This window comes from Leucobacter ruminantium, from assembly GCF_017565705.1.
GTDB lineage: Bacteria > Actinomycetota > Actinomycetes > Actinomycetales > Microbacteriaceae > Leucobacter > Leucobacter ruminantium.
The window spans coordinates 22,449-45,275 of sequence record NZ_JAGDYL010000006.1 but is presented as its reverse complement, the minus strand read 5'-3'; the positions used below and the strand labels follow the sequence as shown (position 1 = coordinate 45,275).

General features: G+C 69.9%; 21 protein-coding genes. 3 read left to right on the top strand and 18 right to left on the bottom strand.

Annotation, left to right across the window (positions count from 1 at the left end; all coding sequences use genetic code 11):
- Positions 1-106: 106 nt before the first annotated feature.
- Entirely contained in the window at positions 107-1,873 is a 1,767-nt protein-coding gene (gene leuA, locus J4H91_RS04745) for a 2-isopropylmalate synthase (protein WP_208045118.1), read from the bottom strand.
- Positions 1,874-2,089: 216 nt separating this feature from the next.
- On the opposite strand from leuA, the gene J4H91_RS04740 reads away from it, so the two are divergent.
- Positions 2,090-3,898 (top strand): DUF2207 domain-containing protein, encoded by a 1,809-nt coding sequence (locus tag J4H91_RS04740; RefSeq protein WP_208045117.1) that lies wholly within the window; start codon positions 2,090-2,092, stop codon positions 3,896-3,898.
- A gap of 23 nt (positions 3,899-3,921) precedes the next feature.
- Here the strand turns inward: J4H91_RS04740 and J4H91_RS04735 are convergent, their stop codons facing one another.
- Genes J4H91_RS04735 through J4H91_RS04710 form a run of 6 tightly spaced genes read right to left on the bottom strand, consistent with a single transcriptional unit; the run spans position 3,922 to position 8,334 of the window.
- A complete protein-coding gene (locus J4H91_RS04735; protein WP_208045116.1) occupies positions 3,922-4,296 on the bottom strand; it encodes a DUF5684 domain-containing protein in 375 nt (124 codons plus the stop codon).
- Between the two features lie 20 nt (positions 4,297-4,316).
- Positions 4,317-5,270: a GTPase Era gene (gene era / locus J4H91_RS04730; RefSeq protein WP_243752641.1), complete on the bottom strand. Its 954-nt coding sequence runs from the start codon at positions 5,268-5,270 to the stop codon at positions 4,317-4,319.
- On the bottom strand, positions 5,267-6,556 hold the full coding sequence (locus J4H91_RS04725) for a hemolysin family protein (protein ID WP_208045115.1): 1,290 nt from the start codon (positions 6,554-6,556) through the stop codon (positions 5,267-5,269). Before J4H91_RS04725 ends, era begins: the two co-directional genes overlap by 4 nt.
- Positions 6,553-7,014: an rRNA maturation RNase YbeY gene (gene ybeY, locus J4H91_RS04720; protein ID WP_208045114.1), complete on the bottom strand. Its 462-nt coding sequence runs from the start codon at positions 7,012-7,014 to the stop codon at positions 6,553-6,555. Before ybeY ends, J4H91_RS04725 begins: the two co-directional genes overlap by 4 nt.
- Positions 7,011-7,994, bottom strand: coding sequence for a PhoH family protein (locus J4H91_RS04715; RefSeq protein WP_243752640.1), 984 nt, complete (start codon positions 7,992-7,994; stop codon positions 7,011-7,013). Before J4H91_RS04715 ends, ybeY begins: the two co-directional genes overlap by 4 nt.
- Positions 7,984-8,334, bottom strand: a complete 351-nt coding sequence (locus J4H91_RS04710; protein ID WP_208045113.1) for a histidine triad nucleotide-binding protein — start codon at positions 8,332-8,334, stop codon at positions 7,984-7,986. Before J4H91_RS04710 ends, J4H91_RS04715 begins: the two co-directional genes overlap by 11 nt.
- A gap of 67 nt (positions 8,335-8,401) precedes the next feature.
- On the opposite strand from J4H91_RS04710, the gene J4H91_RS04705 reads away from it, so the two are divergent.
- On the top strand, positions 8,402-9,166 hold the full coding sequence (locus tag J4H91_RS04705; RefSeq protein WP_208045112.1) for a hypothetical protein: 765 nt from the start codon (positions 8,402-8,404) through the stop codon (positions 9,164-9,166).
- Between the two features lie 13 nt (positions 9,167-9,179).
- Here J4H91_RS04705 and J4H91_RS04700 read toward each other — a convergent pair whose 3' ends face one another.
- The 11 genes from J4H91_RS04700 to J4H91_RS04650 form a co-directional block, all read right to left on the bottom strand.
- On the bottom strand, positions 9,180-9,935 hold the full coding sequence (locus tag J4H91_RS04700; protein ID WP_208045111.1) for a 16S rRNA (uracil(1498)-N(3))-methyltransferase: 756 nt from the start codon (positions 9,933-9,935) through the stop codon (positions 9,180-9,182).
- Positions 9,936-9,959: 24 nt separating this feature from the next.
- A complete protein-coding gene (gene dnaJ, locus J4H91_RS04695; RefSeq protein ID WP_208045110.1) occupies positions 9,960-11,054 on the bottom strand; it encodes a molecular chaperone DnaJ in 1,095 nt (364 codons plus the stop codon).
- Between the two features lie 101 nt (positions 11,055-11,155).
- Positions 11,156-12,223, bottom strand: coding sequence for a heat-inducible transcriptional repressor HrcA (gene hrcA / locus J4H91_RS04690; protein ID WP_208045109.1), 1,068 nt, complete (start codon positions 12,221-12,223; stop codon positions 11,156-11,158).
- 521 nt (positions 12,224-12,744) lie between these two features.
- Positions 12,745-13,746 (bottom strand): hypothetical protein, encoded by a 1,002-nt coding sequence (locus J4H91_RS04685; protein WP_208045108.1) that lies wholly within the window; start codon positions 13,744-13,746, stop codon positions 12,745-12,747.
- A gap of 355 nt (positions 13,747-14,101) precedes the next feature.
- Complete coding sequence (gene hemW, locus J4H91_RS04680; protein ID WP_208045107.1) at positions 14,102-15,355, bottom strand: radical SAM family heme chaperone HemW; 1,254 nt, start codon at positions 15,353-15,355, stop codon at positions 14,102-14,104.
- Between the two features lies 1 nt (position 15,356).
- A complete protein-coding gene (locus J4H91_RS04675) occupies positions 15,357-16,520 on the bottom strand; it encodes a DUF1990 family protein (protein WP_243752639.1) in 1,164 nt (387 codons plus the stop codon).
- Positions 16,517-18,370 carry a translation elongation factor 4 gene (lepA, locus tag J4H91_RS04670; RefSeq protein WP_208045106.1) on the bottom strand — a complete coding sequence of 618 codons (1,854 nt, stop codon included), beginning with the start codon at positions 18,368-18,370 and terminating at the stop codon, positions 16,517-16,519. Before lepA ends, J4H91_RS04675 begins: the two co-directional genes overlap by 4 nt.
- Before the next feature lie 50 nt (positions 18,371-18,420).
- Positions 18,421-19,182, bottom strand: a complete 762-nt coding sequence (locus tag J4H91_RS04665; protein WP_208045105.1) for an ABC transporter permease — start codon at positions 19,180-19,182, stop codon at positions 18,421-18,423.
- Positions 19,179-19,958 carry an ABC transporter ATP-binding protein gene (locus J4H91_RS04660; protein ID WP_208045104.1) on the bottom strand — a complete coding sequence of 260 codons (780 nt, stop codon included), beginning with the start codon at positions 19,956-19,958 and terminating at the stop codon, positions 19,179-19,181. Before J4H91_RS04660 ends, J4H91_RS04665 begins: the two co-directional genes overlap by 4 nt.
- Positions 19,955-20,323 carry a DUF1048 domain-containing protein gene (locus J4H91_RS04655; protein ID WP_208045103.1) on the bottom strand — a complete coding sequence of 123 codons (369 nt, stop codon included), beginning with the start codon at positions 20,321-20,323 and terminating at the stop codon, positions 19,955-19,957. The genes J4H91_RS04660 and J4H91_RS04655 overlap by 4 nt, the downstream gene beginning before the upstream one ends.
- 2 nt (positions 20,324-20,325) lie before the next feature.
- On the bottom strand, positions 20,326-20,655 hold the full coding sequence (locus J4H91_RS04650; protein ID WP_208045102.1) for a PadR family transcriptional regulator: 330 nt from the start codon (positions 20,653-20,655) through the stop codon (positions 20,326-20,328).
- 355 nt (positions 20,656-21,010) lie between these two features.
- On the opposite strand from J4H91_RS04650, the gene J4H91_RS04645 reads away from it, so the two are divergent.
- On the top strand, positions 21,011-22,816 hold the full coding sequence (locus J4H91_RS04645; RefSeq protein WP_243752651.1) for an APC family permease: 1,806 nt from the start codon (positions 21,011-21,013) through the stop codon (positions 22,814-22,816).
- Positions 22,817-22,827 lie beyond the last annotated feature (11 nt).

The following is a 22,827-nucleotide window of genomic DNA, read 5'->3' as shown; positions in this document are numbered from 1 at the left end:
AGCCTCCGACATTCACGGCCTCGCCACGCGGATCATTCGAATAAATGTACGAACGGGCGGGAGCCGAGGTCCCCGCCCGTTCGTATATCGCGGTGCAGCCCCCGGATCAGGCCTCGACCGCGACCGCCTGCTTCGCACCCGCGTTGCGCACGGCGCGGTTCACGGACGACACGATGGCCTTCAGGGTGGCGCGCGTGGTGTCGGGGTCGATGCCGACGCCCCACAGCCGCTGCCCGTCGACCTCGAGATCGACGTAGGCCGCGGCGACGGCGTCTCCGCCGGAGCTCATCGCGTGCTCCACGTAGTCGAAGAGCGTGACCTCGTGGCCGGCCTCGTTCAGCGCGGTGATGAACGCGTCGACGGGGCCGTTGCCGCGGGCCGTGAGCTGCAGCCGCTCGTCGCCGCTGCGGTAGTCGACGGTCAGCTCGGTGACGCCGTCGCCCGCGCTCGTCGAAGCCGTGCGGAACAGCTCGTAACGGCCCCAGCGGTCGGAGGCCTGGTCGTCGGTCGGCAGGTACTCGTCCTGGAAGATTCGCCAGATCTCGTCGCTCGACATCTCGCCGCCCTCGCTGTCGGTGAAGGCCTGCACGACGGCGCTGAACTCGATCTGCAGGCGACGCGGCAGATCCAGGTGGTGATCGGTCTTCAGCAGGTAGGCGACGCCTCCCTTGCCGGACTGCGAGTTGACGCGGATCACGGCCTCGTAGGAGCGGCCCAGATCCTTCGGGTCGACCGGCAGGTAGGGAACGGCCCATTCGATCTCGTCGACCGACTTGCCCGCCGCATCGGCGTCCGCCTGCATGCGCTCGAAGCCCTTCTTGATCGCGTCCTGGTGCGACCCGGAGAAGGCGGTGTAGACGAGGTCGCCCGCCCACGGGCTGCGCTCGGGCACCCGCAGCTGGTTGCAGTACTCTGCGGTGCGGCGCACCTCGTCGAGGCGCGAGAAGTCGATCTGGGGGTCGATGCCCTGCGTGAACATGTTGATGCCCAGCGCGACAAGGTCGACGTTGCCGGTGCGCTCGCCGTTGCCGAAGAGGCAGCCCTCGATGCGGTCGGCGCCCGCCAGGTAGCCGAGCTCGGCAGCGGCCACCGCGGTGCCGCGGTCGTTGTGCGGGTGCAGCGAGATGATGACGTTCTCGCGGTGGTTCAGGTGCCGGCCCATCCACTCGATCGAGTCGGCGTAGACGTTGGGGGTCGCCATCTCGACCGTGGCGGGCAGGTTGATGATCACCTTGCGCTCGGGGGTCGGCTCGAAGATCTCGAGCACCTCGTTGCAGACCTCGACCGCGTACTCGAGCTCGGTGCCCGTGTACGACTCGGGCGAGTACTCGTAGTAGATGTCGGTGCCGGCGCAGATCGACTCGCTCTCGCGGCAGAGCTTCGCCCCGTCGGTCGCGATCCTCTTGATGCCCTCGCGGTCGGAGCGGAACACGACGTCGCGCTGCAGGATGCTCGTCGAGTTGTAGAGGTGCACGATCGCCTGCTTCGCGCCGATCAGCGACTCGTAGGTGCGCTTGATGAGGTGCTCGCGCGCCTGGGTCAGCACCTGGATCGTGACGTCATCGGGGATCGCGCCGTCCTCGATCAGCTGGCGCACGAAGTCGAAGTCGGTCTGGCTCGCCGAGGGGAAGCCGACCTCGATCTCCTTGTAGCCCATCTTCACGAGCAGGTCGAACATGATCCGCTTGCGCTCGGGACTCATCGGGTCGATGAGCGCCTGGTTGCCGTCGCGCAGATCGACCGCGCACCAGCGGGGGGCCTCGGTGATGCGCTTCGCGGGCCACGTGCGGTCGGGAAGATCGACCTCGATGATCTCGTGGAACGGGCGGTAGCGATGAGTCGGCATGCCCGAGGGCTGCTGCGTGTTCTTCATGGGCTCGAAAACTTTCTCGTCTGGGTCCTGGGTTCAGCCAACACGAAACTCCGCGACGAGTGAGGCCTGATGATCTAGGACTCGTCGCGGCAGCTAAGGAGAAGCGAGCCGAACAGCATGCGAACAGCATAGCATCAGCGAGGGATCGGGCCGCCACCGGCTGCGGGGTCGCCCGCGTCCGGCCCTGCGAGCACGGTCCGGAGTAGCCTGGAGGACATGCGAACCCTCACGCGCGCACTCGCCGTCTGCGCCGCGGCGGTGCTCCTCGCGCTCGGCCTCGGCACCGGTTCCGGAGCCGAGGCGGCCCGCGCCGATGTCTCGGACTTCAGCTACGACCGGTGGAGCGTCCGCTACCTCATCGAAGCCGACGAATCAGGCCGGGCGGTCGCGCACGTCACCGAGACGCTCACGGCGCGCTTCCCCGACTTCGATCAGAACCGCGGCCTCGTCCGCGGCCTGCCGATCGACTACGAGGGGTCCTCGACCGACCCCCGCGACTTCAGCGTGCGAGACGAGTCCGGCGCTCCCGTGCCGTTCGAGGTCGAACGGGAGGACGGCTTCGTCGCGGTGCTCACGGGCGACGACGGCTACGTCCGCGGCGTGCACACCTACGTCATCGAGTACACCCTGAGCGACGTGATCCTCGCGCGCGACGACGGCACCGCCGACGAGTTCTACTGGGATCTCACCGATTTCGAGCACGCGCAGCCCATCGACGCCTTCTCCGCCGAGATCGTCTTCTCCCCCGAGCTCGCAGAACGCCTGAACGGCGACGCGAGGTGCTATTCGGGCCCCGCGGAGTCGACGGGCGAGTGCGGGATCGCGAGGGACGGCGGTGCGTTCCGCGCCTCGGTCAGGGGGCTCGCGCCCTCCGAGGGCGTGACGGTCGCCATCGGCTTGCAGCCCGGCAGCGTCGTCCAGCCGCCGAAGCGCCTGCCCAACCCGGCCCTCGACGTGCTGCCGCTCGTGGTCGGCGGAGCTGCGCTCGCGACCTCCGGCATCGGCGCGGTGCTCACGGCAAGGATGATCGGGAGGCGCAGGGTCGCGCGCGGAATCGTCGTCGCGCAGTACGACGTGCCCGCGGAGCTTCCCCCGCTCATCGCCGCTCCCGTCGTCGGCGTCTCGAGGAGCGTCGTCCCCGCGGAGATCGTGCACCTCGCAGTCAGCGGTGCGATCCGCATCGAGGAGGGAGAGCAGAAGCGCGGCCTCTTCGGCACCCGCGAGGGTCGACCGGTGCTGCGCGTGGTGGATCCCTCGCTGGCCCGTGACGACTTGGATGCGAGAGCCATGCGCGCCATCTTCCCCTCGACGGAGCCCGGAACCGCGTTCGAGCTGCCGGAGGAGAGCGAGTCCTTCGCCCAGTCGATGTCCGGGCTCGCCGCGGCAGGCGCGGAGGAGGCTGCGGCCAGGGGGTACTTCACCCGTGAGCGCAGCGGCGCGGCGCGCGTACTCGGCCTCGTCTCTCTCGGCATCGTCGCGGTGCTCGCGGTGCTCCTCGTGCTGACGTTCCTGCTCCGCCCCTTCTCCGCGAGTCCCGTGATCTGCATCATCGCGGGCGTCATCGCGCTCGTGCTGGCGGTCGCCTCGATCTCGAAGCATCGCGTGCACACGCCGCTCGGCGCCGAGCGGCGTGAGTATCTGGAGGGTGTGAAGCTCTTCATCGGGGTGGCCGAGGAGGAGCGGCTCGGGGTGCTCCAGTCGTACAGCGGAGCCGAGCGCGGGCAGGACGGAACGGTCGACGTGATCCGCCTCTACGAGAAGCTGCTGCCGTATGCGATGCTCTTCGGCCTGGAGAAGGAGTGGGGTCGCGTGCTCGCCGTGAAGTACCGGGAGCAGCCGGGCTACGCGCCCCTGTGGTACCCCGGCGTCGCCGCGCACGGAATCGGCGACCTCGGCAGCACCATCTCGTCGTTCACGAGTTCGCTGCAGTCGTCGGTCAGCTACTCATCGTCGAGTTCCGGCGGCTCGGGCGGAGGCGGCTTCTCGGGCGGAGGCGGAGGCGGAGGGTTCTCGGGCGGCCGCTGAGGGATCGGCTGCAACCGGGGAGGTCAGCGTCGCGGGCTGTACCGCGCTCCCCCGAAGCCGAGGATGAGGTAGCCGATCACCGAGAAGAGCCACAGCAGGAAGAACGAGAACGCGCCGCCCTTGCCGAAGCGCTGCCCGAGACGGATCGCGACGAAGATGCTGAAGATCAGGTTCGCGATCGGCACGAGGTAGAGCAGGGTCATCCACGCGGAGTAGCCCGCGACCTTCACGAGGACGAACACGTTGACGATCGGGATGATCGCGAGGATCCCGGGATAGCCGGCCTTCGAGAATATGCGCCACAGCGCAATCGCGATCACGAGGTACCAGACGATGCCGAAGACGCCGTAGCTCTGGAACAGGGTGGTGAGCTGCGCCTGGTCGGTGATGTCGTTCACTGTGCTCCTTCTCGCGACGGTCAGAACCCGAGTCTACCGAGCGCCTTGGGGTCGCGCTGCCACTCCTTGAGCACCTTCACGCGCAGCGACAGGTAGACGCGGCGGCCGATCAGCTCCTCGATCTCGCGGCGCGCGCGCTCCCCGACGCCGCGGAGCCGGGAGCCGCCCTTGCCGATGACGATGCCCTTCTGGCTGTCGCGCTCGACATAGATGGAGGCGTAGATCTCGACGAGGCCGGGCTCGCCGTTCTCGCCCTCGCGCTCCTCGCGGTCGTCGACCGTGGCAGCGAGCGAGTGCGGCAGCTCCTCGCGCGCGCCCTCGAGCGCGGCCTCGCGGATCAGCTCGGCGATGCGGTCGTCCTCCGCCTCGTCGGTCGTCGTCTCGTCCTCGTACAGCGCGGGTGATTCGGGCATGAGCCCGAGCAGCACGTCGGAGAGCACGTCGAGCTGCTCCCGGGTGACCGAGGAGATCGGGACGACGGCGTCCCACTCGCGGAGCTCGCCGAGTCGGGTGAGCTGGTCGATGATCTCGCCCTGCGACGCCTCATCGACCTTGGTGAGGATCGCGACCTTCCTGGCGCGGGGGAAGTCGTCGATGCGCTCGTTGATGAAACGGTCGCCCGGGCCGAGCTTCTCATTCGCGGGCACGCAGAAGCCGATCACGTCGACGTCGCCGAGCGTGGCCTCCACGAGGGCGTTGAGCCGCTCGCCGAGCAGCGTGCGGGGCCGGTGGATGCCCGGAGTGTCGACGATGATGAGCTGGCCGTCGGGGCGGTGCACGATGCCCCTGATCGCCCGTCGCGTGGTCTGAGGCTTGGGGCTCGTGATGGCGATCTTCTCCCCCACCAGGGCGTTGGTGAGGGTGGACTTGCCGACGTTGGGCCGCCCCACGAAGGAGACAAAGCCGGCACGGAACGCCTCGCCCGCCGGGCCGATCCCGGATCCCTCGCCGCTCGCCGAGAGCTCTTCGGTCATTCGTGTTCCCCTTCGTTCTCGCCGATGCGCCTCGCCTCGACGGTCAGCAGTCGCTGACGGCGGCGCAGCATGCCCGCCGCGGTCAGCTCGATCCCCTCGACGACCACCCGGTCACCGGTCTCGGGCAGACGCCCGAGATGCTTGGCGACGAGACCGCCGACCGTGTCGACGTCCTCGTCGTCGAGTTCCACGTCGAAGAGCTCGCCGAGCCGCTCCACCGAGAGGCGCGCGCTCACGAGCAGCGAACCTCCCTCCTGCAGCTCCACCTCGGGCACCTCTCGGTCGTGCTCGTCAGAGATGTCTCCGAGCAGTTCCTCGATGAGATCCTCGAGCGTGACGAGGCCCGAGATGCCGCCGTACTCGTCGACGACGAGCGCGATGTGAGTGGCCTCGTGCTGCATCTGCCGCAGCAGGTCGTCGGCGCGCTGCAGCTCCGGCACGAAGAGCGCGGGCTTCATGATGCGGGTGATCGGCGCCGTCTCCGCCTCCTCCGGGCGTCGCAGCACGAAGCCGCTGGCGTCGCGCAGATAGGCGATGCCTGCGACATCGTCGACCTCTCCCGCGAAGACCGGCACTCGGGAGTGGCGGGAGGCGAGCAGCTGCTCGAGCGACTCGCGCACGGTCGCCTCGCTCGAGACGGTGACCATGTCGATGCGCGGCACCATCACCTCGCGCACGAGGGTGTCGCCGAACTCCACGAGCGAGTGGATGTAGTCGCGGTCGTCGGTCTCGAGCAGTGCCTGTTCAGCGGCCTGGTCGACCATCGACAGCAGCTGCTGCTCGTCGCGGATGCGAGCGGATCCCTGGCCCCGCCCCGGGGTCACGCGGTCGCCGAGCCTGATCAGACCCGTCGCGAGCGGACCGAGCACCACGCGCAGAGCGCGCACCGTGCGCGCCGTGACGCGGATGATCGCCTCGGGGTGGTGGGTGCCGACGGTGCGCGGGCTCGAACCGACGAGCACGAAGGTCATCGCCGTCATCGCGAGCCCCGCGACGACGAGCGTCAGCCACAGGTTGTCGAGGGAGTAGGCCAGCACGAGCGTGATGAGCACGGCCGAGAGCGTCTCGGCGAACACGCGGGCGAAGCCGAGCGCGTTGAGGTGGGCGCGCTCGTCCTCCGCGATCGCGCGGATAGCCTTTCCCACGCGCGGCGACTCCTCGGCGAGGGAGACGAGCTCGGCCCGCGACCGCACGCCGAGCGCCGCATCGGTCGCGGCGAGCAGGCCGCCGAAGCCGACGAGCAGGAGCGCGACGCCGATCAGCAGCGCCGCGAGTCCGACGCTCATCGGCCCCGCTCGCGCATGGCGAACGAGAGCAGAAGATCGCGCTGCAGACCGAACATCTCCGCCTCCTCGTCGGGAGTCGCGTGGTCGAAGCCCAGCAGGTGCAGCATCCCGTGCGTGAGCAGCACCGACACCTCCTGCGCCAGGTCATGACCCGCGGCCTCAGCCTGCAGCTCGGCTACCTGGGGACAGATGACGACGTCGCCGAGCAGCCCGGCCGGCGTCTTCGCGTCGACGCGGCCCGGGCGCAGCTCGTCCATCGGGAAGCTCAGCACATCGGTGGGGCCGGGCTCGTCCATCCACTGCACGTGCAGCTGCTCGATCGCCGCCTCGTCGACCATCATCACGCCCAGCTCGGTGTCGGGGTGCACGTGCAGCGACTCGAGCACGAAGGCGGCGAGGCGCTGCAGCCGCTCCTCCTCGACGGCGATTCCCGACTCGTTGTTGATCTCGACGCTCATGGGGCACCGTCCTTCCGCTGCTGTCTGCTCTCCTCGTAGACGCTGTAGGCGTCCACGATGCGCCCGACGAGGCTGTGGCGCACGATGTCGTCCGCCGTGAGCTCCGCGAAGTGCACGTCTTCGACTCCGCGCAGGATGCGGTTCACCACGCGCAGCCCGCTCGCGGCGATCGGCAGGTCGACCTGGGTGATGTCGCCCGTCACGACCATCTTGGAGCCGTACCCGAGGCGCGTGAGGAACATCTTCATCTGCTCCGGAGTCGTGTTCTGCGCCTCGTCGAGGATCACGAACGACTCGTTGAGGGTGCGCCCGCGCATGTAGGCGAGCGGCGCGACCTCGATCGTGCCGTTCGCGAGGAGCCTCGGCACGAGATCGGGGTCCATCATCGAGCCGACGGCGTCGAAGAGGGGCCTGAGATAGGGATCGATCTTGTCCTCGAGGCTGCCGGGCAGGTAGCCGAGCCGCTCGCCCGCCTCCACGGCCGGACGGGTGAGGATGATCTTCGCGACCTCGCGCCGCTGCAGCGCCTGCACGGCCTTCGCCATCGCGAGGTAGGTCTTGCCCGTGCCCGCCGGTCCGATGCCGAACACGATCGTGTTGCGGTCGATGGCGTCGACGTATGAGCGCTGTCCCGCCGTCTGCGGGCGCACGGCGTTGCCCCGCACAGTGAGGATCGGCTCGCTGAGCACCTGCGCCGCCGTCGGCCCGTCACCGCGCTGCACCATGCGGGTCACCTCCCTCACGTCCTGCCCCGAGACGGCGCCGCTGCGGCGCGCCACCTCGAGCACCTCGTTCACCACTTCCTCGGCCTGTCGCACCTCGTCGGCCGGGCCGCGCAGCGACAGCACCTCGTCGCGCACATGGAACTGCACGTCGGGGTGCTGGGCTTCGAGGTCGGCGATGAGCCGGTCCCGGTGCCCGAGGAAGGCGGCGAGGTCGACGCCGGTGAGCAGGACGGTGCGCTGCAGCTCAGGATCCAACGAGCGTGCTCTCCTCGAGATCTCCGGCGAGCACGTGCGCGTGCACGTGGAAGACGGTCTGGCCCGCGCTGGCGCCGTTGTTGAAGACGAGCCTGAACTCGCCGTTGGCGCGCTCGTCGGCGATCCGCTTCGCGACCGTCACCATCTCGGCGAGGGTCTCGGGGTCGCCTGCCGCGAGCTCGGCCACGTTCGCGTACTCGGTCGTCTTCGGGATGACGAGCGCGTGCAGTGGCGCCTGCGGCGCGATGTCGAGGAAGGCGATCACCCGATCGGTCTCCGCGATGATATCGACAGGGATCTCCCCCGAGACGATCTTGCCGAACACGGTCTCTGCTGCCATGCCATCCAGTCTACCGGGCGGTTCCCGTGCGGATCACCGGGGTTTCGGTTGCTGGCAGAATGGTGCCGTGCCCGCCTCCTCCGACTCCGAAGCCTCCGCAGGCTCGACCGCCTCCGCGGCAAGGCCGCGGAGGCTCCCGCGGGCGCGGATCTGGGCGCCGCTGCTCGGAGCGCCGCTCATCGGCCTGCTCGTGGTCGTCGGCCTCCCGCTCGCGAGCCCGCTCTTCCCTGCGGAAACCGTCGGCTCCTGCACGATCCAGGAGGGGCCTTTCACCGGCTCCAGGCGCAGCGGCATCGCGCCGAAGCAGTCGAGCGACTGCGGCACCTTCGTCTCCCGCAAAACGGTCGCGTGCACGAGCGACCCGAGCACCGAGCTCGCCCTGATCCCCGGATTCACCTACGACCTCGTCGTGCGCGGGCCGCGGATCCCGCCGTTCGCGGCGCCCGTGATCCACTCGGCGACGGTCTCGGCCGAGCAGAGGCTGCAGCTACCCGGCGACTACTCCGAACTGTTCGAGCCGCCGGAAGGGCTCGAACTCCCCGATGGGTACGCGGACGAGGCGGAACAGCGCACCGCAGAGATCCGCGAGGAGTTCGAGGCCGAGTGGGGCGTCGAGGCGCTGCGCGCCTTCGACTACGAGCAGCCGCCCTTCGACCCCAGGTGCGAGCTGGGCCGCAGCGTCATGACCTCGCAAGGGATCCAGCACGTGCAAAGGGAACGCGCCGAGTATCTGCTGACCCCGCCCGAGGGCGTGGTGCCGCGCGACCCGCTGCTGCCCTGCGAGGGCTTCCAGTGCGGCGATCCGCTCGAGGGGCTGCCAGGCGGGGAGTGAGCCGCTCCCGCGCCTACCAGCGGCCGAGAGCCGCGTTCAGTACCGCGATTGCCGCGGGGCCCGCGCTCGACGTGCGCAGCACGGTCTCCCCCAGCACCCGGACCACGGCGCCTGCCGCCTCGAGCGCGTCCAGCTCCTCGTCGGCGAAGCCTCCCTCGGGGCCGACGACGAGCAGGATCTCCCCCGCCACCGCGACATCCGCCCCGGCCGCCCAGGCGGTCAACCGTGCGCCGCCGCGGGGATGCAGCGCGACGACCGCGACCCCCTCGCGTCCCGCCGCCTCGCAGAGCTGGGCGAGCCGCACCGGCTCCGCAACGCCCGGCACCCGGGACCGCAGCGACTGCTTCGAGGCCTCCCGGGCGATGCGCGCCCACTTCGCGACGCCCTTCGCCGTCTTCTCCGCGCCCCAGCGGGAGACCGAGCGAGCGGCCTCCCACGGCACGATCGCGTCCACGCCGAACTCGGTGGCCTGCTCCACCGCGCGCTCGTCGCGATCACCCTTCGCAAGCGCCTGCACGAGCACGACCCGCTGCGCGGGCGAGGGATCCCTCCGCACGCTCTCGAGCCGCACGGTGAAACGATCCCTCTCGGCGCTCTCCACCGGCCCCTCGCCCACCGTGCCCAGGCCGTCGCCGACCATGATGCGCTCGCCCATGCGGAGCCGGCTCACCCGCACGGCGTGCCGCGCCTCCTCGCCCGTCACCTCGACGATCGCGCCGGCCTCGAACGCCTCCGGTGCGAGGCCGTCGGTGAAGTACAGATTCGCCACCCCTCAAGGGTAGCGGTCGCGCGTCTAGCGGAAGAAGCGGTCGCGAATCTTGCCGAAGAAGCTCTGCTGGAACTCACCCAGGTGAGGCGCGTCGTCCTTCCGCAGCGCGGCGAGCTGGCGCACCAGATCCTGCTCCCTCTTCGACAGCTTCGTCGGCGTCACGACCTGCACCGCGATCTTCAGGTCGCCGCGGGTGGTCGTGCGGAGCCCCTGGATCCCTCGCCCCCTGACCGTGATCAGATCGCCAGACTGCGTGCCGGCCTCGATCTCGACCTCGACGTCGCCGTCGAGACCCGCGACCGTGGTCTTGGTTCCCAGGGTCGCGTCGGTCATCGCCAGCTGCATCGTGCACAGCAGATCGTTGCCATCGCGGCTGAAGATGTCGTGATGGGTGACGCGGAACTCGATGAACAGATCGCCGTTCGGGCCGCCGCCAGGGCCCACCTCGCCGCCGCCGCGCATCTGCATGCGCGTGCCGGTGTCGATGCCCGACGGGATGTCGACCGGGATCGTGCGGCGCTCGCGCACGCGGCCCTTGCCGCCGCAGCTCACGCACGGGTGCTCGATGATCGTGCCGTAGCCCTGGCAGCTGCCGCAGGGATGCATCGTGACGACGTTGCCGAAGAGCGAACGCACCTGGCGCTGCACCTGGCCCTGGCCGCCGCAGACGTCGCAGGTCACCGGGTGGGTGCCCGGCTGGCAGCAGGATCCCTGGCAGGCCTCGCAGAGCACGGCCGTGTTCACCGTCACCTCGCGCTGCGAGCCGAACACGACCTCCTCGAGCGACACGTCGACGCGGATCATCGCGTCATCGCCGCGCTCCGAGCGCGAGCGCGGACCGCGCTGGCCTCCCCCGAAACCGCCGCCGAAGAACGTCTCGAAGATGTCGCCGAAACCGCCCATGCCGCCGGAGCCGTCGCCGCCCATGTCGTAGCGCTGCCGCTGCTCGGGGTCGCTCAGCACGTCGTAGGCGTGGGTGACTGCCTTGAACTTCTCGGAGGCCTCCTCGCTCGGATTCACATCGGGATGCAGCTCGCGGGCGAGACGACGGTACGCCTTCTTGATCTCTTCGGGCGTCGCCTCGCGGGAGACGCCGAGGGTCTCGTAGTGGTCGGCCACGATTCAGCTCCTCAGGGTGTGGATGTCGGTTCTGGTCCGCGCACGGCGGCGCGCGGAAGTCACTGGTGTCGGTTCACTGGTCTTCGCTCAACAGCCCGCGCTCACTGATCCTCGCCGAGCAGGCGGTTCAGGTAGCGAGCGACTGCGCGCACCGCCGCGATGTTGGCGGCGTAGTCCATGCGCAGCGGGCCGAGCACGCCGAGACGCGACGGAGAGACGCCCTCGGATTCGTAGTTCGACGCGATGACCGAGGCGGAGGCGAGACCGTACGGCGCGTTCTCGCGACCGATCGAGGCGGCCACCTCGCGCTCGTCTTGCACGAGCTCGTCGAAGAGGCGCAGCAGCGTCACCTGCTCCTCGATCGCCTCGAGCACGGTGTGGAGGGATCCCGCGAACTCACCGGGGCGCGACAGGTTCGCGGCGCCGGCGATCGCGATCTTCTCGCTGCGGTTGGCCCGCAGCTGCGCGTCGACCACCTCGAGCACGCTCCGCACGAGGTCTGCCTCGCCCGGGTGCACCCAGCCCTCCATCGTCTCCCCGAGGCGGGTGATCGCCACGATTCCCGCGTCCACATCGGCCCCGACGATCGCGCCGGCGATTCGCTCCCGCAGTCCGTGCACCCAGGCCTCGGTGACCTGCGACGCGGGCAGACGCGCGAGCTGCTGCTCCACCACCCCGCTGCCGAGGATCAGCACCGCGAGCACGCGATCCTCGCCGACCGCGACGAGGTCGATGTGCCGCACGACGGTGCGACGCAGCGACGGATACTGCACCACGGCGACCTGGTTCGTGAGCTGGGCGAGCAGTCGCACCGAGCGGGCCATCACATCGTCGAGATCGCTCGACTCGCTCAGGAAGCGCGTGATCGCGGTCTTCTGGGCGCTCGTGAGGGGGCGGATGCCCGCCAGCGTGTCGACGTAGAGGCGGTAGCCCTTGTCGGTCGGCACCCGACCGGAGGAGGTGTGCGGCTGGGCGATCAGCTCGTCCTCCTCGAGCAGGGCCATGTCGTTGCGGATCGTGGCGGCCGAGACCCCGAAGCTGTGCCTGTCGACGATCGCCTTGGAGCCGACGGGCTCGTTCGACGAGATGTAGTCGCTGACGATCGCGTGCAGCACGGCGAGGCTGCGCTCGGAGACGGCGCGCTCCGATCCCTGGCGTTCTGCCGCCATGCCGCACCTCCGCTCTCGTCTCTCGTATTCCGGCCGATGCTCGTTCCGGTGCTCGTCTCAGCAGCGGTGTCGATGCCCGTCTCGGCATCCGACTCCGCGCCGGGCCTCGCACCGCTTCGGCGCTCGTCTTGGCACTCGTCGATTCGGAGTGCCAGTCTACCTCACCTGCCCTCCTCCATCCGGGGCGAGGCGCGCGCGTTCGCGCTCCGCGATCCCTCGCGACTCGCTCCGGCCCGGCTGATCCCTCGCGGCTCGCTCGAGCCCGCCTGACCCCTCGCCTATTCGATCTGATGCCGCAACCCTCGCCCGGCACGCATCGTATTGTCCGGCACACATCCTCTTGGCAGTCAATACGATGTGGTTTGGGCGATACCGTATTCGGCGGGTGACTAGGTTGGGGGGCAGAAGCAGAGCGGGGCAGAAGCAGAGCGGGGCAGGCGCAGGGGCAGGGGCCTATCTCGGCCGTCGCGACCTTCGGCCCCGGGCAGATGGCGGGCGAGGGATTCGCCGTCGCGCAGCACTCAGTAGAGCTCGCGCAGCGGAGCGGCGTCGGGCGAGCGCGGCGGCTCGATGCCGAACGCTCGTAGCCGGGTGGCCAGCGCGCCGGGAGACCGCACGTCCTCCCACCCCAGCCTGATGACACGATAGGCGGTCACTCCGCGCACCCAGTCCTCGCGACGCTTTTCGTCGAGGAGCATCTCCTCGACGGTGCGCTCGCCGCGCATACCGGCGTCGAGATACTTCTGTTTGCCGTCCGCCTCGACAAAGACGCCGAACCCGACGAGTTCGAGGTCGACCCTCAGTTCCTCGCCGCGCGGGCCGACCACGCGCACCTGCTGAAGCACTGTGAACCCGAGCCGTTCGAGTTGCAGCCTGGTGAGGCTCTCCAACGCTGATTCCGACTGCGCGCTCGCATGGGCGAGCACCCTGAGCGCCCGCCTCTTCCCGTGCGAGCGCGGCAATCGCTCGAGACGCTCGCGCATCGACTCCCGCAGCACCGAGACGCTCCAGGGTTCGTGCAGCACCATGCGCCGCAGCGCCGCGTCGGCGCAAAGGAGTCCCGATTCGTAGCTCGCGCTGCGCGCCACATCCACGGCGGTGCGCACGAGATCCGTACACGCCAGCCCCGCGAAGCACACGACCTCTTCGGGCCTGAACGGACTCGTGTGCCGCTTCACCGGTCCGGTGCTCGCCGAGCGGCGATGCGTACCGACGAGTACATGGGCTCGGTCGAGTTGCAGACCGTGGAGCGGCAGACCGTGCACGGCAGCGGCTGAAGCGAAGGAGAACACCGGCGCGGTTTCGGCGACGGCGGCGACCGCGAGCAGGAGCAGCAGGTGCTTGCTCCGCGGCGTGAGGGTCTTCCACAGATCGCCCGCGACGTACCAGCCGCGGGTTATCAGGTGCAGGGCGCGGCGATCGACCTCACGGCGGATGCGTCGGTCGGTGCTGCCCGCCACAACGAGGTGGCTACGGTGTCGCAGAGCTGCCCGCAACTCGGCGATGGTGGGTTGACGACTCATGCCTCAACGGTCGAGCAGAACTCGACGTCGCGCATCTCTCCGCTGACGCAGAACCGCGGTTTTGTGGAGAAGTGGTTCGAAATCTCGCCTGTGGATGGACGTTGAGGGTCGTTGCGTCCCGACAGCACGTCGCACTCGGGCGGGGCCTCGCGACAGGATCCCTCATCGTCTCGCTCAGCACCCCGATCCCTCTCGGCACATATCGTATTGCCCGGTGAACATCGTGTTGACTGTCAATACGATGTTCGCCCGGCAATACAGTATTCCGCGGGCGAAGGGCGAGTGCAGTCAGCACTAGCGCCGGGGCGAGGGAACAGCGGAGCGAGAGCAGCGGAGCCCCGAGAGTCGCCGCCGCTCAGCCGGCGAGCAGGCGGTGCACGACCGTGTCGGCGAGCAGCCGGCCGCGCAGGGTCGGAATCACGCGGCCCGTGCCGACCGCCCCGGCCCCGCGCCCGGGCAGCGCGGCACGCCCGTCGATCAGCCCGTCGGCGATGAGCCCGGGCACGGCACGGCGCTCATCGGCGGTGAGCGCATCGGTCGGAAGCCCGTCGGCGATGCGCGTCTCGAGCAGGATCCGTTCCTCGCGCCGCGCCTCGGGCGTCAGCACCTCGCGGGCGTGCGCCGGCGAGACCCCCGCGGCGATGCGCTGGGCGTATGCGCCGGGGTGCTTGACGTTCCACCAGCGGGTGCCGCCGATATGGCTGTGCGCGCCGGGTCCGGCCGCCCACCAGTCCTCCCCCGTCCAGTACGAGAGGTTGTGGCGCGAGCGCGTGTCCGCCGATCGCGCCCAGTTGCTGATCTCGTACCACGAGAAGCCGGCCGCCGCGAAGCGCGCGTCGGCGAGCTCGTACATCTCGGCGTGCAGATCCTCGTCGGGGGCGGGCACCTCGCCGCGTCGGATCTGTGCGGCGAGCTTCGTGCCGCGCTCGACGATGAGCGCGTACGCGGAGATGTGGTCGGGCTCGGTCGCGAGCGCCGCGTCGATCGAGCGCTCCCAGTCGGCGAGGCTCTCGCCCGGCGTGCCGTAGATGAGGTCGACGCTCACCTGCAGGCCCGCCTCACGCGCCCACCGTGTCACGAGCGGCACCCGCTCGGGCGTGTGCGTGCGGTCGAGGGTCGCGAGCACGCTCGGCACTGCGGATTGCATGCCGAAGCTCACCCGCGTGAAACCCGCTTCGGCCAGCGCGCCCAGGTAGTCGGCGTCGACGGAGTCGGGGTTCGCCTCGGTGGTGATCTCAGCGCCCGCGGCGAGCCCCCACTCCTCGCGGATGCCCCCCAGCATCGCCGCGAGGTCGCGCGCGGGCAGCAGCGTCGGCGTGCCTCCTCCGAAGAACACGGTCGACACGGGACGGTGAGGGATCCCTCCCCGCCGCATCGCGTCGGCGCCGAACGCGAGCTCGCGCCGCACCTGATCGGCGTAGTCCGCCCGGCTCGTGCCGCCGAGTTCGCTCGCCGTGTAGGTGTTGAAGTCGCAGTAGCCGCAGCGCACGCGGCAGTAGGGCACATGCACGTAGACGCCGAAGGCGCGATCCTCGGCGCCGATGCGGGCGCTCTCGGGGAGCGAGCCGTCGGCGGGCGCGGGGTCGCCTTCGGGGAGGGCTCCGGCCACCCTATTCGCCCTGCTTGCCCGCCGGGCGGCTGGGGCGGCGCTGGTGGGTGGGGCGCGGGGCGGGGCGGGGCGCCTCGTCGACCTGCTCGGTCGCAGTGGGCTCGACCTGCTCGTCGATCTGCCCGGTCGCGGAGGGCTCCGCCTGCTCGGTCGCGACAGACCCATCGGTTCCGGACTCGTCGGGCTCAGTATCGCCCTCGGCCGGATCGACGACCTCGATCTCGGCGGTGAAGGCCGATTCGACCACGACCGCGTCTTCGACGGTCTCCTCCGCGGCGCCCCACACCTCGGCCGCATCGGAGTGCTCGGCCGCATCGGGGTGCTCGGGCGCCTCGGCGACCGGCTCGGCAGCAGACTCCGCCTGCTCGGCAACCGGCTCGGCCACCTCCGCCTCCGCCTCGGCCTGGACCGGCTCGGCAACCGGCTCGCCCTTTTCGGCTGTCGGCTCGGCCGCACCAGCCTCCGCTCGAGCGGCGTCGGATCCCTCGCCCGCATTGTCCACGACCGCGCCGGGTGCGAGCGCCTGCAGCTGTCGCTTCACGTCCTCGAGCGCGCTTCGCAGGTCGGAGCGCGCCTTCAGCCCGAGCAGTCCCGCGCGGGGCGCGGTCAGGAAGCCGCGGGCCACGGCCCAGACGGTATCGTCGTCCCTGCGCTCCACGGCGAAGCACTGCTCGCCCACGGCGCCGTTCTCGTCGCCGGTGCCCCACGCGAAGCCGACGCGCCGCTCCTCGTCGATCGTGTAGATCACGAGCACGCGCCGAGGGTTCTGGCCGGCGCCCGTGATCGTGGCGGTGGTGCCGGCGTTGAGGTAGGCCTCGCCGTCGGGGCCGAAGGTGTCCTCGCGCGGCGCGGCGGCCTGCACCCCGCCGTCGGCGTCGAACACGACGCCCTCGTACTCGTCGTCGGGGCCGCGCTCGATCTGGTCGACCCGCATACCGGCGCCGCGCTGGGCGCCCCAGGTCATGAGCACGCTCGAGGCGAGCAGGAAGCGCTCCTCCCCGCTGCCGAGTCGCAGCGCCTCCTCGTAGGGGGTGCTGCCCTCTGGCGGAAACCTCAGCAGGTCCTCCGCCTTCGAGGCGCCGACGGCCGCGTAGGCGACCGGCATGTCGACGTGACTGCTGCGACGGTTGCCCTCGATGCTCTCCCCTGCACCGTTCGACTTCATCTCTTCGAGGCCTCCTTGCCTTCGACGTCGCCGGAGAGCGCTGCGATGAAGGCCTCCTGCGGCACCTCGACGCGGCCCACCATCTTCATGCGCTTCTTGCCCTCCTTCTGCTTCTCGAGCAGCTTGCGCTTGCGGCTGATGTCGCCGCCGTAGCACTTGGCGAGCACGTCCTTGCGGATCGCGCGGATGGTCTCGCGGGCGATGACGCGCGCGCCGATCGCGGCCTGGATCGGCACCTCGAACTGCTGGCGGGGGATCAGCTTGCGCAGTCGCTCGGCCATCATCGTGCCGTAGTGGTAGGCGTTGTCGCGGTGCACGATCGCGCTGAACGCGTCGACCTTGTCGCCCTGCAGCAGGATGTCGACCTTCACGAGGTCGGCTTCCTGCTCGCCCATCGGCTCGTAGTCGAGGCTGGCGTAGCCCTGCGTGCGGCTCTTCAGGTGATCGAAGAAGTCGAACACGATCTCGCCCAGTGGCATCCCGTAGCGCAGCTCGACGCGCTCGCCCAGGTACTCCATGCCCATGAGGCTGCCGCGGCGGCTCTGGCAGAGCTCCATGATGGTGCCGACGTAGTCCTTGGGCGCCAGGATGGCGACGCGCACCATCGGCTCGCGCACGCTCGCGATCTTGCCGTCGGGGTATTCGGAGGGGTTCGTGACCGTCACCTCGGTGCCGTCCTCTGCGGTCACCTGGTAGACGACGCTCGGGGCGGTCGCGATGAGGTCGAGGTCGAACTCGCGGCGCAGACGCTCCGAGATGATCTCGAGGTGCAGCAGGCCGAGGAAGCCGCAGCGGAAGCCGAAGCCGAGCGCCACGGAGGTCTCGGGTTCGTACTGCAGCGCCGCGTCGGAGAGCTTGAGCTTGTCGAGCGCCTCGCGCAGCACCGGGTAGTCGGAGCCGTCGATCGGGTAGAGGCCCGAGAACACCATCGGCTTCGGGTCGGTGTAGCCGGGCAGCGCCTCGCTCGCGGGCTTCAGCTTGGTGGTGACGGTGTCGCCCACCTTCGACTGGCGCACGTCCTTCACGCCGGTGATGAGGTAGCCGACCTCGCCGACGGCGAGGCCCTTGGTCGGCACCGGTTCCGGCGACGACACACCGATCTCGAGCGCCTCGTGCTCGGCACCGGTCGACATCATCTGGATCTTCTCGCGCGGCGTCAGCTTGCCGTCGACCATGCGCACGTAGGTGACGACGCCGCGGTAGGGGTCGTACACGGAGTCGAAGATCATGGCGCGGGCGGGCGCGTCGGCCTCGCCGACGGGGTGCGGGATGCGCTCGACGACGCGATCGAGCAGCTCCTCGACGCCCATGCCGGTCTTGCCCGACACCTTGAGGATGTCATCGGGGTCTCCGCCGATGAGGTCGGCGATCTCGCCGGCGACCCGCTCAGGGTCGGCCGCCGGCAGGTCGATCTTGTTGAGAACGGGGATGATCTCGAGATCGTTCTCCATCGCGAGGTAGAGGTTCGCGAGCGTCTGCGCCTCGATGCCCTGGGCCGCGTCGACGAGCAGGATCGCCCCTTCGCATGCGGCGAGGGATCTCGACACCTCGTAGCTGAAGTCGACGTGCCCAGGCGTGTCGATCATGTTGAGGGCGTAGGCCGCTCCGTCGACGTCCCAGTGCATGCGCACGGCCTGGGACTTGATCGTGATGCCCCGCTCGCGCTCGATGTCCATGCGGTCGAGGTACTGGGCGCGCATCTCGCGCTCGGGCACCGTTCCGGTGACCTGCAGCATGCGGTCGGCGAGCGTCGACTTGCCGTGGTCGATGTGCGCGATGATGCAGAAGTTGCGGATACGCGCGGGGTCGGTCGACGCCGGCACTGGGGGGTTCACACTGCGAGGAGACATTGCGAGCAATTATCGCATAGCGGCGGCGGCACGATCGCGCGGCGCGATCCCTATGCCGCGCGACGCCGGTAGGCGAGGATCGCGAAGCCGGCGGCGGCGATCAGGATGCCGAGACACCAGACGAGCGCCGCCCATATGTCGCCGCTCACCGGCCGCTGCGCCAGCAGGCCCCGGATCGCGTCGACGATCGCCGTTACGGGCTGGTGCTCCGCGAAGAAGCGCACCGGCCCCGGCATGGTGCCGGTGGGCACGAATGCCGAACTCACGAAAGGCAGGAAGATCAGGGGGTAGGAGAACGCGACCGCCCCGTCCAGACTCTTCGCCAGCAGGCCGGGGATCACGGCGAGCCAGGTGAGGGCGAGGGTGAACAGCACCAGGATCCCGAGCACGGAGAGCCAGGCCCCGATCCCCGCGCTGCTCCGGAAGCCCATCAGCAGCGCCGCGAGCACCACCGCCGCGAGCGAGACGAGGTTCGCGATCAGCGAGGTCAGCACGTGCGCCCAGAGCATCGACGACCGGGCGATGGGCATCGACCGGAAACGCTCGAAGATCCCGGTGTTCAGATCCTGAAACAGCCGCATCGCGGTGTACGACACCCCGGACGCGACGGTGATGAGCAGCACGCCGGGCAGCAGGTAGTCGACGTAGGGCACGTCGCCCGTGTCGATGGCTCCGCCGAGCACGAACACGAACATCAGCATGATCGCGATCGGCATGATCGCGGTCGTGACGAGGGTGTCCGGGCTCCGCAGCACGTGGCGCAGAAGTCGCGCGTGCAGCACCCCCGTGTCGCGCAACAGGTGGTGGTTCATCTCGATCCCCTCTCCGACCCGTCCGCTCCGACGACGGCGAGGAAGACCTCCTCGAGCGTCGGCTGCTTCTCGACGTATTCGATCCGCGCCGAAGGCAGCAGCGCCCGCAGCTCGGCGAGGGTGCCGTCGGCGATGATCCGACCCTCGTGCAGGATCGCGATGCGGTCTGCGAGCTGCTCCGCCTCCTCGAGGTACTGCGTGGTGAGCAGCACGGTCGTGCCGCCGTGCGCGAGCTCGCGCACGGCCTGCCACACCTCCTGCCGCGCCTCGGGGTCGAGGCCCGTCGTCGGTTCGTCCAGGAAGACCACCGAGGGTGCCCCGATCATGCTCATCGCGATGTCGAGCCGTCGCCGCATGCCGCCCGAGTACTCGGATGCGCGCCGGTCCCCGGCCTCTTCGAGCGAGAACCGCCGCAGCAGTTCGCGCGCGGCCTCCACAGGGTCCGGGAGGTGGCGGAGCCGAGCCATCAGCACGAGGTTCTCGCGGCCGGTGAGCACATCGTCGACCGCGGCGAACTGCCCGGTCAGGCTGATCGACTCCCGCACGCGCGCCGCTTCCGCTCCGACGTCGAACCCGGCCACGGAGGCCGTCCCCGCGTCGGCGGCGAGGAGTGTCGCGAGGATCCTCACGAGCGTGGTCTTGCCCGCGCCGTTCGAGCCGAGCAGCGCGAGGACGGATCCCGCGTCGGCCGCGACGTCCACTCCGCGCAGCACCCGCAGCTCGCCGAACGACTTCTCGAGGCCCGCGACGCGGATCGCGGGAGGAGACGCCGTCATGGCCGCGTCTCCCCCGCGGCGTGCTCGATGGCCTCCGCGAGTCGGCGGCGCTCCTTGCCGATCCAGCGCGCCTCGGCGTAGTTCTCGAGGAAGGCGTCCGCGAACTCGACCGGATCCGCCCCCACGACGTCGCGGATGGCGGTGCCGTCGGCGGCGCTCTGCTCGAACAGCACGACGAGGTCGTCGAGCATCCTCACGAGCACCTCGCCCGACTCGACGCCGCCGAAGTACAGGAGGTACCGCTCGAGCGCCTCGGCCGATTCCCGATAGCCCGCGGGGAGCGCCCGCATGCGCGCCTTGAGGCCGCGATACTGCTTCTTCTGCTCGAGGGATCCGGTGACCCGCTCGATCCATGATGCCGCCATGTTCATTCTCCTTCTCGGTGAAGTGCTTCGATGTGCGCTGAGAGAAAGCTCCAGTTGCTCCAGAACTCGTCCAGATGCGCCCGCCCCTGCGCATTGAGGGAGTAGACCTTGCGCGGAGGCCCTTTCTCGGAGGGCGTCTTCTCGACGTCCACGAGGCCGCGCTGCTCGATGCGCAGCAGCAGCGCGTAGACGGTGCCCTCGGCGATCTCCGAGAACCCCTCGTCGCGCAGGCGGGAGGTGATCTCGTAGCCGTACGCGGGGTTCGCCGCGAGGATCGCGAGCACCACCCCTTCGAGTACACCCTTGAGCATCTCGGTCATCTGACGTCCCATACGCTCCCCATCTACTCAATGTCACTGACTACCACTACATAGTAACAATGAATAGTCGCGATGCAACCCTCCGTGTGAGGATTCCGCGAGGATCGCGGCACCGCCCCGTATGGAAACCGTCAGGATGACCCCCGGCACCGTCCGGAGGAGGTTCGATGGACGTGTGAACAGCACTTCGACCGCCTCCTCGCTCGAGCGGCGCCCCGCCGAGCAGGCCGAGCCGCGCGCCGGCCGATCCCGCGCCGGCCGATCCCTCGCCCGTTGGCTCCTCGCCGACACCGCGGAATCCCCCGGCAGGCAGACCGGCCCGCACGGCCGCCCCGAAGAGCACCGCCGCACGCACTGGTTGCGCGTCATGTGCCTCACCGGCGTCGACTACTTCTCCACCCTCGGCTATCAGCCGGCCATCGCCGCACTCGCCGCAGGCGCTGTCGCGCCGATCGCCACCGTCGTGCTGGTCGTCGTCACCCTCGCGGGTGCACTGCCGGTCTACCGGCGCGTCGCCCGGGAGAGCCCGCACGGCACCGGTTCCATCTCGATGCTCGCGAAACTGCTCCCCCGCTGGGGCGGCAAACTCGCCGTGCTCGTGCTGCTCGGCTTCGCCGCGACCGACTTCATGATCACGATCACGCTGTCGACCGCTGACGCGACCGCCCACCTCGTGGAGAACCCGTTCGCTCCGCAGGTGCTGCACGGCCGGAACATCGCAGTGACCCTCGTGCTGCTCGCCGCCCTCGGCGCCGTCTTCCTGCGGGGGTTCCGCGAGGCGATCCGACTGGCGACCGTGCTCGTGGCCGCCTTCCTCGCACTCAACCTGATCGTGATCGCCGTGGCGATCGCCCATCTCGCCGAGCATCCGGTCGCCATCGGCGACTGGTGGAGCACGCTCACGACGCAGCACGGCGACCCGCTCATGGTCATCGCGATCGCACTCGTCGTGTTCCCGAAGCTCGCCCTCGGCCTGTCGGGCTTCGAGACGGGCGTCGCCGTCATGCCGCAGATCAGCGGCGACGCCGATGACACCGAGGAGCGCCCCGCCGGCCGCATCCGCGGCGCGCGGCGCCTCCTCACCACCTCGGCGCTCATCATGAGCGGCTTCCTCATCGCCTCGTCGTTCACCACCGTCGCACTGATCCCTGCGGCCGAGTTCGAGCCGGGCGGTGCGGCGAACGGCCGCGCCCTCGCCTACCTCGCGCACGCCTATCTCGGAGAGGGCTTCGGTACGGCCTACGACCTCATCACGATCGCGATCCTCTGGTTCGCCGGCGCCTCGGCCATGGCCGGGCTGCTCAACCTGGTGCCGCGCTACCTGCCCCGATACGGCATGGCGCCGGCGTGGACGCGCGCGACGCGGCCGCTCGTGCTCGTGTTCACCGCGATCGCGTTCGTCATCACGATCCTGTTCCGGGCCGACGTGGACGCGCAGGGCGGCGCTTACGCGACCGGCGTGCTCGTGCTCATCACCTCCGCCTCCATCGCCGTGACGCTCGTCGCGAGACGCGCGCGACAGCGCGCCGCGACCGTCGGCTTCGGCGCCGTCACCGTCGTCTTCCTCTACACGACCGTCGCGAACATCATCGAGCGACCCGACGGCCTGAAGATCGCCGCCTGCTTCGTCTTCGGCATCGTCGCCGTGAGCTTCGTCTCGCGCGTGGCCCGATCCACGGAACTGCGCGCCACCGCCGTGCGCCTCGACGAGAGCGCGGCCGAGTTCGTGGACGCCGCACCGGGCGGGCGGGCTCGGCTCCTGGCCCACGAACCCAACGATGTGAGCCCCGCGCGCTACCGGCAGAAGCTGCGCCACGCGCGCATCGCCCACGGCCTGCCCGACGACGACGTGCTGTTCATCGAGATCGAGGTCTCCGACAGCTCCGACTTCGAGGACGAGCTGCTGGTGCGCGGCGTCGAACGGCACGGCTACCGGGTGCTGACGGCGCGAGGCAGCACCGTGCCGAACGGCATCGCGGCGATCGCCCTGCACCTGCGCCGCGAATACGGCTGCACGCCGCACATCTACTTCCGATGGACGGAGGGGCACCCGCTGCGCAACCTCGTCAGGTTCCTCCTCTTCGGGGAGGGCGAGATCGCCCCCATGACGCGCGAGGTGCTGCGCGAGGCGGAACCCGACCCCGCCGGACGCCCCTGGGTGCACGTGGCCTGAGCGCCGGGCCT